Annotated in this window: 9 protein-coding genes; 8 read left to right on the top strand and 1 reads right to left on the bottom strand. The window is 39.0% G+C overall.

Features of this window, described 5'->3' with window-relative positions; genetic code table 11:
* Positions 1-10: 10 nt before the first annotated feature.
* The 4 genes from BAMA_RS00040 to BAMA_RS00025 all read left to right on the top strand — a co-directional run bounded on the left by BAMA_RS00040 (position 11) and on the right by BAMA_RS00025 (position 4,128).
* Positions 11-2,017 (top strand): methyl-accepting chemotaxis protein, encoded by a 2,007-nt coding sequence (locus tag BAMA_RS00040; RefSeq protein ID WP_034634815.1) that lies wholly within the window; start codon positions 11-13, stop codon positions 2,015-2,017.
* Between the two features lie 270 nt (positions 2,018-2,287).
* A complete protein-coding gene (locus tag BAMA_RS00035) occupies positions 2,288-2,590 on the top strand; it encodes an MTH1187 family thiamine-binding protein (RefSeq protein WP_034634813.1) in 303 nt (100 codons plus the stop codon).
* A gap of 53 nt (positions 2,591-2,643) precedes the next feature.
* Entirely contained in the window at positions 2,644-2,886 is a 243-nt protein-coding gene (locus BAMA_RS00030; protein ID WP_034634810.1) for a YusU family protein, read from the top strand.
* Positions 2,887-3,210: 324 nt separating this feature from the next.
* Positions 3,211-4,128, top strand: coding sequence for a proline dehydrogenase family protein (locus BAMA_RS00025; RefSeq protein ID WP_034634808.1), 918 nt, complete (start codon positions 3,211-3,213; stop codon positions 4,126-4,128).
* A 256-nt stretch (positions 4,129-4,384) separates the two neighbouring features.
* On the opposite strand, the gene BAMA_RS23690 is transcribed toward BAMA_RS00025, so the two are convergent.
* Complete coding sequence (locus tag BAMA_RS23690) at positions 4,385-4,531, bottom strand: YuzL family protein (RefSeq protein ID WP_084157819.1); 147 nt, start codon at positions 4,529-4,531, stop codon at positions 4,385-4,387.
* A gap of 618 nt (positions 4,532-5,149) precedes the next feature.
* On the opposite strand from BAMA_RS23690, the gene BAMA_RS00020 reads away from it, so the two are divergent.
* From BAMA_RS00020 to BAMA_RS00005, 4 genes are all read left to right on the top strand, one after another.
* On the top strand, positions 5,150-7,531 hold the full coding sequence (locus BAMA_RS00020) for a 3-hydroxyacyl-CoA dehydrogenase/enoyl-CoA hydratase family protein (protein ID WP_034634805.1): 2,382 nt from the start codon (positions 5,150-5,152) through the stop codon (positions 7,529-7,531).
* A 15-nt stretch (positions 7,532-7,546) separates the two neighbouring features.
* A complete protein-coding gene (locus tag BAMA_RS00015) occupies positions 7,547-8,722 on the top strand; it encodes an acetyl-CoA C-acetyltransferase (RefSeq protein ID WP_034634803.1) in 1,176 nt (391 codons plus the stop codon).
* A gap of 447 nt (positions 8,723-9,169) precedes the next feature.
* Complete coding sequence (locus BAMA_RS00010; RefSeq protein WP_034634801.1) at positions 9,170-10,954, top strand: acyl-CoA dehydrogenase family protein; 1,785 nt, start codon at positions 9,170-9,172, stop codon at positions 10,952-10,954.
* Positions 10,955-11,197: 243 nt separating this feature from the next.
* The gene (locus BAMA_RS00005; protein ID WP_034634798.1) at positions 11,198-11,599 is read left to right on the top strand and encodes a cytidine deaminase; all 402 of its coding nucleotides are present in this window, start codon (positions 11,198-11,200) and stop codon (positions 11,597-11,599) included.
* Positions 11,600-11,628 lie beyond the last annotated feature (29 nt).

Here is an 11,628-nt window from a genome sequence, read left to right as displayed (position 1 = left end):
GTGGGGGACTATGAGAAGTTTACGCTGGAAAATAACGATTATATTCTCATTATTAATTTCCGTTATTTTTATTGTAGTTGGTACAGCAACGTATCAGTTACAAAAGGAAAAAGAATCTGACTCTTTAGATCAGTATTCTCACAATACGATTGACTTAGTAACAGAGCAGCTTAACGCGTTTCTTGGTGGAATTGAAGACGATGTGAACTACTATTCAAGTAGTGAAATCATTCGTAATATGCTTCAAGATGGGGTAACACCAGAAGAAGAGGCTGTCATTTTACAGGAGTTCATTGGATTTAAACAGAATCATCCAGAGATTATCGATCTTTATATCGGTACGGCAGATAAAAAAGTATTAAGTGCTAGCGTATATGAAACTGGAAAGACCGATGTTCTAGAAGGATTTGATCCGACTGAAGCCGCATGGTATAAAGATGCGATAAAAGATACAAAAAATATTCATTGGGGAGAGCCATACCCAGAAGAATCAACAGGTCAATTAAGTATTGGAATTTCAAAGGTCCTTATGTCATCGGATGGCTCACAAGTTTTAGGTGTGTTAGCAATGGATGTATCACTAGGAATGATGGAAAAGTTATTGCATAACATCGATTATAACTATCGAGGTGAAATGCGTATTATTGATCATAAAAACATTGGTATTGTATACCCAGGGAAAGCCGGAAAAGATGTATCAAAAGATCCACTTGTAAAGAAGTTAAAAAAAGGACAGAATGATTTTGTTGTCGCAACGCATAATAAGGAGTTGAGCGTTGCCTATAGTCAAGATATGCCGAAAATGGATTGGAAAATTGGTATTGTATATCCGATGGAGGAAATCGATCAAGTTCTTGTTAAGTTTCGAGAGCTTTTCATTGGAATTGCAGCTGCTAGCGTTGTAATTTGTCTTGTCATTACATATGTATTTTCAAGAAGATTGACGAAGCCACTTCAAGTTGTAACGGAGCAAGTACAGCAAGTTGCTGAAGGAGATTTAACAGTGCGTATTCATGTGCGTACAAATGATGAGGTTGGATTATTAGCGAAACATTTTGATGAAATGGTTATGCAAATGAATGGGATGGTAAGTGGCATTAAACAAAATGTACGAACAGTTCAGCAATCAGCTGATGGTTTGCAACAGTTAACAAATGAAACAGTTCTGGCAAGTCAAGAAGTTGCCGGTGCGATGGAAAGTGTTACAAATGGAGCTGGAAACCTTGCAAATAGTGTAGAGGAAATTTCTAGGCAGCTTGAGCATATGGATCGTTCAATGGAAGAAATGAATGAATCTGTTTCGTCTATTCAACATGTCACAAAAGATGCAAAGGATGCATCAGAAACAGGAATTGATACGATGAAACGCTTAGTACATGTAAAAGAAGAGGCCTCTACAATTGTTGTAGAAACAGAAGCAGCAGCTGATACATTGAAACATCGTGTGCAATCTATTCGCACTGTTGTTGAGTTAATTAAAGGAATTTCTGATCAAACAAATTTATTAGCACTAAATGCTTCAATTGAAGCTGCTCGGGCAGGAGAACAGGGAAAAGGATTTGCTGTTGTAGCTGAAGAGGTACGGAAGCTTGCCGAGCAGTCAAAAGATGCAACGAGTGAAATTACTACTACAATTGGTGAAGTACAAGAAGAAGTTACCCGTGTTGTGTCGGTTGTACATAAGTTAAAAGATATCGCGGATGTACAAGGTGAAGTAACGAGTGAGGCAGAAGAAGCATTCCAAACAGTTATGTCTGTTATTGATACAGTTGTCATCTCTATTGATGATATTTCTAGAGAAGTAAATAAACTTGGTGATGAACAAAAACAAATTACAGAAGTTATGCAAACAATTTCAGCAACGAGCCAAGAAGGCGCAGCTGTATCTGAAGAAGTGAGCGCAACGACTGAAACGCAAGTAGCAAACTTAAAGGAAGTATCACATACAATGCAGGCGTTAAAAGATGACATGGGTACACTCGAAAAACAAGTAGAGCAGTTTCGGGTTGAAGAATAATGTAAAATAATAACCAGCGGAGCTTTGTCCTCGCTGGTTTTATTTTATCTAAAAAGAGTGGCTATGAAGGGGGAAGGGAATTCGTACTCGTTTTCTATTTTTGTTTTGACATGGCAGTTGGCACAAAAAGGCTCTGACCGTTACTATGCACGGTCAGTTACTCTCTTCAACCTAAAAAAGAAAGCTTTTTTCTTTTCCTTCCGTTTCTTTTTCAATTTCTATAGAAATTTTGTACAATGAAGCTACATCTCATATTTAGGAGGATTTACAATGGCAATCGTTGATGTAACTATCATTCCAATTGGAACAGGAACACCAAGTGTAAGTGAGTACGTAGCTGAAATTCAAAAAGTATTAGAGAAAAATAGCGACCGTATTAAATATCAGTTAACACCAATGAATACAATTATTGAAGGGGAGCTTCCGGTATTGTTTGAAGTCATTCAACAAATGCATGAGGTTCCGTTCTCAAAAGGTTTATCCCGAGTGGCGACAAATATTCGAGTTGATGACCGTCGTGATAAAAAAAGCACGATGGAAGGGAAGTTAAAAGCTGTCCAATCAAGGTTATAAAAAGAAGCAGCGCTAGTCGCTGCTTCTTCTATAAATAGAGAGGAGATTGAAGAATGAGCGAGAAGTTTGATGAACAATTTGATGGTTTGTTAGAGAAATATACAGAGTTACTTTTAGGGGAAAGTAACGAAGAACGAAAAGCTCAAGTACAGAAATGGGCGCTGTATTCTTATATGGCAAAAACGATGCCAGCTTTAGTGAAGCATTGGAACGAAACATATCCAGATGCAAAAGAAGAGATGGTTGCGTTAATTGCGGAAATTAAAAAATTAAATGATGAACACCGAAATCAATAGACTACTGAAAAGTAGTCTATTTTTTATATGGATATAGTGTTTGTTACACTGTGTGGAAAATGTGGATATAGTACAGACCTTGTCGAAAAGTGAACGGTCTTTCGTGCTTTTTATATGTAGGCGAAGCATGTTTGCAATGCACTTTCAAGCCGGATGCAATAAATGTCGAAAAATTTTTATTCACTGTTTCCCTTGTTATACTTCATTTTTATGATATTTTATAAATAATCTAAATAATTGTTTGTATCAAATAATTTTAAACAGTGATATAATTTTGAAGAGGGGTAAAAAACAGATAAAGTATAGTCATAGGGGTGAAGTAACATGGAACAATTAATGCGTGACTCTTTTCTTTTCTTATCAAAAAATAAAGCGTTAACAAAACTTGCGAAAAAGTATGGTTTACGCTTTGGTGCAGGTCGTTTTGTTGCAGGGGAAACAATCGACTTAGCAGTAGATGTAATTAAAGAATTAAATAAAAAAGATCTTTGCGTTACGATTGACTATTTAGGGGAATTCGTTGATAACGAAGCAGAAGCAAACGAAATGGCGGATCAATCTATTGAAGCTATTCGTGCAATTGGCCGTGAAAACTTAGATTCACAGCTTTCATTAAAAATGACTTCTATGGGACTAGATATTTCAGACGAATTAGTAATGAATAATATGCGTCGCATTTTAGATGCAGCAAAAGAAAATAACGTCTTCGTGACGATTGATATGGAAGATTACTCACGTTGCGGAAAGACAATTGACATTTTCAAAAAGTTAAAAGAAGAATATGATAACGTTGGGACTGTTATTCAAGCGTACTTATATCGTACTGAAAAAGATATGGATGAATTAAATGCATACAGTCCAAACTTACGCCTTGTAAAAGGGGCATATAAAGAATCTGAGGAAGTTGCTTTTCCAGAAAAACGAGATGTAGACGAAAACTTTAAAAAGATTATTAAAATGCACTTATTAAATGGTAATTATACTGCAGTTGCATCTCATGACGAAGCAATGATTGAATATACGAAACAACTTGCTGAAGAATACAACATTCCACGCGATCAGTTCGAATTCCAAATGTTATACGGTATTCGCACAGAGCGTCAATTAGAGCTTGTAAAAGAAGGATACAAAATGCGCGTTTACGTTCCATACGGAAACGACTGGTACGGCTACTTCATGCGTCGTCTAGCAGAGCGCCCAGCGAACGTAGCGTTTGTATTAAAAGGCATGGTGAAAAAATAACCAAGGAAGGATGTTTCCTTGGTTATTTTTTATTAGGCTGGAAAGGAGAATAGCCGATAGGTAGTTGAAAATAGCCGAAAATCATATAAAAATCGCCGATAGACCACCGAAATAGCCGAAAGTCATATAAAAATCGCCGATAGGAAATTTAGCACCAAAAAAGAAGGAAGCGGTAGCTTCCCTCACTTTTTATCCCGTTATTTGCGGGCTGACACTCAGTTGGGCTGGAGAATCCCCCACTGATTGAAGTTTCATTTTATTTTTCGCCCATATTATGTTTCTTATATTGTTGATTGTTACCTTGACGCCCTTTTTCAACGCCGCGGTCAACTGGACCAGCATTTCCTGTTACACTTGCAGCGCTAACGCCTGCTTTTGAAGGATCTTTCTTTAATTTTGCCATTACGTATTACCTCCCATTTTCTATAGAAGCTCACGTTCATTTTTCCACACATGTGTCACTGCTATGCAAAAAAGAAATTGGATATGTCGTGTTTAAAAGAGACCCTAACTGGCTACTACGTAAAGAGCAACCAACCTCCCGCCAAAAAATGTACTCATTTATCCCGTATTAACGGGTTGTAAACTCCCACCTCAAAACTTAGAGGATTCAGAGAAGTTTAGGTGGAAGATTAACAGTCCATAAAAGCCCGATTGGTCGGGCTAACAATCAGTGGGAGATGGAGAAAACCCCCACTGATTGAAGTTTCACTTTATTCCGATCAATCCAACCTATCGGCCACGCAAACAAAAAAGAGCCCTCAACTCATCTTCTCCTTTTGTTTGAAAACATGAGACGTGCACCAAAAGGGTCCTGACCGTTACAATCCATCGGGCGACTAACTATCCAACCAAAAAAGAGCGGCTTTCACTTTTATATTTTTTCTGAAAATTTTACAAATAAATATATTGCGAAAATTTAAACAATGGCATATATTTATTACTAGAGGCTCATTCATAGGTTGCGAAGTTCGCTTAAAAATTGAATGAGCATTCATTCAAGTATAAGGGGGAGAATTAGATGTTCCAAATTAAAAAGGCTGCAGTTCTTGGGTCTGGTGTAATGGGTTCTGGAATTGCTGCGCATTTAGCAAACATCGGTATACCGACATTATTGCTTGATATTGTACCACCGTCGCTAACGAAGGAAGAAGAAGCGAAGGGGCTTACATTAGAACATAAAAGTGTACGAAATCGTTTTAGTAGCGGAGCGCTGCAAAAGTTATTAAAACAAAAGCCGGCTCCTCTTACAGCGAAAGAAAATTTAGCGTTAATTGAAGCAGGTAACTTCGAAGATGACATGGAGCGTCTTGCTGATGTTGATTGGATTATCGAAGTTGTTGTTGAAAACTTAGATGTGAAAAAACAAGTATTTGCAAAAGTAGATGCAGTTCGTAAGCCAGGTTCTATCGTTAGTTCGAATACGTCAGGTATTTCGGTTGAAAAGATGGTAGAAGGGCGTTCAGACGACTTCAAAAAACACTTCCTAGGAACGCACTTTTTTAACCCACCACGTTATTTAAAACTTCTTGAGATTATACCAACAAAAGAAACAGATCCTACTGTATTAAACTTTATGAAACTATTTAGCGAAGACGTACTTGGAAAAGGCGTTGTTGTCGCAAAAGATACACCAAACTTTATTGGAAACCGTATTGGAACATACGGACTTCTTGTTACGCTTCAAGAAATGATCAAACGCGGTTATAGCGTTGGGGAGGTTGACTCTGTAACAGGTCCGTTAATTGGTCGTCCAAAAAGTGCGACGTTCCGTACGCTTGATGTTGTTGGATTAGATACATTTGTTCACGTTGCAAATAACGTATATGACAACGTACAAGAAGAAGAGCGTGATGTATTTAAAGTACCAGCTTTCATGCAAGAGATGCTTGAAAGAAAATGGCTTGGAAGCAAGAGCGGTCAAGGTTTCTTCTTAAAGCAAGGAAAAGAAATTTTAGAGTTAAACCCAGAGACGATGGAATATGAAGCACGTAAGAAGTTAAAAGCAGCTTCTATCGAGTTAAGTAAAGGTGAAAAAGGATTAGCGAATAAGTTGAAAGCGCTTGTATACGCAAAGGACCGCGCTGGAGAATTATTATGGAATATCATTACACCAACTCTTTTATACGCTGCAAAGCTTCATAAAGAAATTGCGGATGATATCTTAGCGATTGATAACGCAATGAAGTGGGGCTTCGGCTGGGAGCAAGGGCCGTTTGAAATTTGGGATGCAATCGGTGTTGAGAAATCAGTGCAAAAGATGGAAGAAAACGGCCAAACTGTTCCAGCATGGGTGAAAGAAATGGTAGAGAAAGGCATCACTTCTTTCTATAAACATGATAACGGCGAGAGCTATTACTACGACAATGGTGAGTATAAGCAAATCGTTCGAAATAAAAAGGTGATTTCTTTAAAACAGCTGAAAGAGAAAAACGGCGTATTAAAGAAAAACAGCGGTGCAAGTTTAATCGATTTAGGCGATGGCATCCTTTGCCTAGAGTTCCATTCAAAGAGCAACGCAATCGGAATGGATATCACGCAAATGATCAACTACGCAGTCGATGAAGTAGAGAAAAATTACAAAGGTCTTGTCATTGGTAACCAATCGAAAAACTTCTGCGTTGGTGCGAACCTTGCAATGATTTTAATGGAAGCACAAGATGACAACTACTTTGAAATCGAGTGGGTTGTTAAGCAGTTCCAAGATGCAATGACAAGAGTGAAATACTGCTCGAAGCCAGTTGTGGCAGCACCATACGGTATGACACTTGGCGGCGGAACAGAAGTTTGCTTACCAGCTGCAAGCATTCAAGCTTCTAGCGAAACATACATGGGCTTAGTTGAAGTTGGCGTTGGTTTAATCCCTGGCGGCGGCGGTAACAAAGAGCTATATATTAGACATTTAAATAAAATGGCAAACGGTGTGGAATTTGACTTGCAGAAGGTCGCAAATAAAGTGTTTGAAACAGTTGCAATGGCGAAAGTTTCAACATCTGCACAAGAAGCATTTTCTCATAACTTCTTAGGTGATAAAGATGGCATTAGTGTAAATGGCGATCATTTACTATACGATGCAAAACAAAAAGCACTTTCTATGTATGAAGCTGGTTATAAGGCACCTGTTCGCAAGAAAGTACCAGTTGTTGGGGAAACGGGTTATGCAACGCTTGTACTTGGTGCAGAAGCGATGCACTTATCTGGCTACATTTCTGAATATGACTTACACATTGCGAAGAAGCTTGCTTACGTAATTGCGGGTGGTAAAGTCCCATACGGAACAGAAGTGGATGAGCAATATTTATTAGATATTGAGCGCGAAGCATTTATTAGCTTAATTCAAGAAATGAAATCACAAGCAAGAATGCAGCACATGCTTGTAAAAGGAAAGCCATTACGTAACTAAGGGGGAGAAGAGTTCATGAGAGAAGCTGTTATTGTTGCAGGAGCAAGAACGCCTATCGGAAAAGCGAAAAGAGGATCGCTAAAAACAGTGCGTCCTGACGATTTAGGTGCATTAGTTGTAAAAGAAACATTAAAGCGTGCAAACGGTTATGACGGTCCAATTGACGATTTAATTTTTGGTTGTGCAATGCCAGAAGCAGAGCAAGGATTAAACATGGCACGTAACATCGGTGGATTAGCTGGATTATCTTATGACGTACCAGCAATTACAATTAACCGTTATTGCTCTTCTGGATTACAAAGTATCGCATATGGTGCAGAGCGCATTATGTTAGGGCATTCTGATGCTGTTATTTCTGGTGGTGCAGAGTCTATGAGCTTAGTGCCAATGATGGGGCACGTTGTTCGTCCGAACAGCCGCCTTGTTGAAGCGGCTCCAGAATACTACATGGGCATGGGGCATACGGCAGAGCAAGTTGCTGTGAAATACGGTATTTCACGTGAAGAACAAGATGCATTTGCAGTGCGAAGCCATGAGCGCGCAGCAAATGCATTAGCGGAAGCGAAATTCGCTGATGAAACAGTATCTGTTGATGTAACGCTACGCACAGTAGGAGCGAACAACAAATTACAAGAAGAAACAATCATCTTCGCGCAAGACGAAGGTGTAAGAGCAAATACAACACTTGAAACATTAAGTAAATTACGCCCAGCGTTTAACGTACGCGGGTCTGTAACTGCTGGTAACTCTTCACAAATGAGTGACGGCGCAGCGGCAGTACTATTAATGGATCGTGAAAAAGCAGAGAGCGACGGCTTAAAGCCACTTGCAAAATTCCGCTCGTTTGCAGTTGCTGGTGTACCACCAGAAGTAATGGGAATCGGTCCAATCGCAGCGATTCCAAAAGCATTAAAGTTAGCTGGCTTAGAGCTATCTGATATCGGCTTATTTGAGTTAAATGAAGCGTTCGCTTCTCAGTCGATCCAAGTTATTCGTGAGCTTGGCTTAGACGAAGAGAAAGTAAATGTAAATGGTGGTGCAATTGCACTTGGACATCCACTTGGTTGTACAGGAACGAAACTAACGCTATCTCTTATCCACGAAATGAAACGCCGTAATGAGCAATTCGGCATTGTAACAATGTGTATCGGCGGCGGAATGGGAGCTGCGGGAGTGTTTGAATTACTGTAAAAAGTGGAAGTGGCTTGTTTAGAATAGGAGGACATTGGAGCTTCTGACGAAGAGGTGTTGTTTGCCTCGCAGGAGGGCGCGAAACGGCCGACTGTTCTAGACACTGGATAAATACAAAGCCAAGAGAAGAATTCAGAAAAGGAAACGAGAAAGGGCCCTCTCGTTACCATACATGTTGAAACGTCTTTTCTGGTAAAAAGAAAGTTTTGTTTGTAAATGTCTGTAATAAGTAAGCTGGTTTAGATTTTCGAGAAGTGACTTAGCGGCTATGTAAAACAGAAGGAGATATGTACTTATGTTCTCCCTATGTTTAAAACGTCACAGGTGGCATAAAAAGGACCTGACCGTTACTATGCACGGCTAGGTGCTCTCTTCCATCCGTAAAAAAGAGCTTTTGAACTTTAAATGGCATTTAAAGGTATTAGAAATATTAAGGAGGAATTTTTCATGGAAAAAACAATCGGAAGCGCAGTAAAAGGTGGTAGCTTTTTAGTTGATGATATTACAATCGATCAAGTGTTTACACCGGAAGATTATAGCGACGAGCATAAATTAATCGCAAAAACGACGGAAGAATTTATCGTAAACGAAGTGTTACCAGAGCTTGAATATTTAGAGAAACATGAGTTTGATCGCTCTGTTCGTCTATTAAAAGAAGCGGGTGAGCTTGGTTTATTAGGTGCTGACGTACCAGAAGAGTATGGCGGAATTGGTCTTGATAAAATTAGTTCTGCATTAATCGCAGAGAAGTTCTCTCTTGCTGGTGGTTTTGCAATTACGCATGGTGCGCACGTTGGTATCGGATCTCTTCCAATCGTATTATTCGGTAACGAAGAACAAAAGAAAAAGTATTTACCTGCGCTTGCAACAGGTGAAAAACTAGCTGCATATGCATTAACAGAGCCAGGTTCTGGATCTGACGCATTAGGTGCAAAAACGACAGCTCGTTTAAATGCTGAAGGTACACACTACGTATTAAACGGTGAAAAGCAATGGATCACAAACTCTGCATTTGCGGATGTATTTGTTGTCTATGCAAAAATTGATGGTGAACACTTCTCAGCGTTTATCGTAGAGAAAGATTATCCAGGCGTATCAACTGGTCCAGAAGAAAAGAAAATGGGTATTAAATGTTCTTCTACTCGTACGTTAATTTTAGAAGATGCATTAGTACCAAAAGAAAACGTACTTGGTGAAATTGGTAAAGGTCACGTAATCGCGTTTAATATCTTAAACATTGGTCGTTATAAATTAGGTGTTGGTACAGTTGGTTCTTCTAAGCGTGCATTAGAAATTTCTGCACAATACGCAAATCAACGCCAACAGTTCAAGCAGCCAATTGGTCGCTTCCCATTAATCCAAGAGAAGCTTGCGAATATGGCATCAAAAATTTATGCAGCGGAAAGCTCTGTATATCGTACAGTTGGCTTATTCGAAAGCCGCATGAGCACATTGTCTGAAGAGGAAGTAAAGGATGGTAAAGCAGTTGCTGCTTCTGTTGCAGAGTATGCGATTGAGTGTTCTTTAAATAAAGTATTTGGATCTGAAGTATTAGATTACGTAGTAGATGAAGGTGTACAAATTCACGGTGGTTACGGATTTATGGCAGAGTACGAGATTGAAAGAATGTACCGCGACTCTCGTATTAACCGTATTTTCGAAGGAACAAATGAAATTAACCGCCTAATCGTACCAGGTACGTTCTTACGTAAAGCGATGAAAGGTGAATTACCACTTCTTCAAGAAGCACAAAAATTACAAGAAGAGTTAATGATGATGATGCCAGAAGAAATCGGCGAGGAGCCATTAGCACTTCAAAAATATTTAGTGAAAAATGCGAAGAAAATCGGCTTAATGGTTGCTGGCTTAGCTGTACAAAAGTACGGTAAAGCGTTAGATAAAGAGCAAGAAGTACTTGTGAACATTGCGGATATCGTAAGCAACCTATATGCAATGGAATCTGCAGTTCTTCGTACAGAAAAAGCAATTAAAGCAACTGGTCTTGAAAAGAATAAACAAAAAGTGTTATACACTGAAGTATTCTGTCAAGAAGCGTTCAATCAAATCGAAGCGGATGCAAAAGAAACAATCATTGCAACACAAGATGGCGACATGCTGCGCATGATGTTATCTGCATTCCGTAAGCTAACTCGCTACACGCCATTTAATGTAATTCCGAAAAAGCGTGAAATCGCAGCGAAAGTATTAGAAGACGAGCGTTACACAGTTTAATAGATAAAAAAACCGAGTAGTCAGGAGGGGGACTGCTCGGTTTTTCATTAAAAGGAGATTCAGTATAAAGGGAGCTATATAACGCCATTTGATTATTCTTCGTTATTTTTATCTCGCATTAACTGGCTGTAAAAGCTCGATTGGTTCAACTTAACACTCAGTGGGGGATGAAGAAAACCTCCACTGAGTGAAGTTTCACTTTATTTGCTAAGTCGTCTAATTTAGTAGAAAGGTATGAATCATATGTCAATTGAACAACAACTATACGAAGTTACTACAAACTTCATAAAAAAACGTTATCCAATAGGATGGGGCGGAGCTGCGGCGATGCATACGGAAGATGGGGAAATCTTAATAAGTGTTGCCCCTGAAGTTATTAATGCGTCAACTGAGTTATGTATGGAAACTGGAGCGATATGTGAAGCTCATAAGCTAGATAAAAAGGTAACACATAGTATTTGTGCCGTGCGTAATGATGAGAATGCTCCGTTTAAAATATTAACACCGTGTGGGGTTTGCCAAGAGCGTTTGTTTTATTGGGGATCTGATGTGAAGGCAGCAATTTATTCTCCAAATGAAGATATTATTTTCAAAACGCTGAAAGAAATACAGCCTTATCATTGGTATGAGGCGTATCGAGAGTAAAAAGTAGTCATTTCGAATGACTACTTTTT

It is taken from the genome of Bacillus manliponensis, assembly GCF_000712595.1.
In the GTDB taxonomy this organism is placed as follows: domain Bacteria; phylum Bacillota; class Bacilli; order Bacillales; family Bacillaceae_G; genus Bacillus_A; species Bacillus_A manliponensis.
The sequence above is the reverse complement of the archived record's forward strand: the minus strand, read 5'-3'. Positions and strand labels throughout refer to the sequence as shown.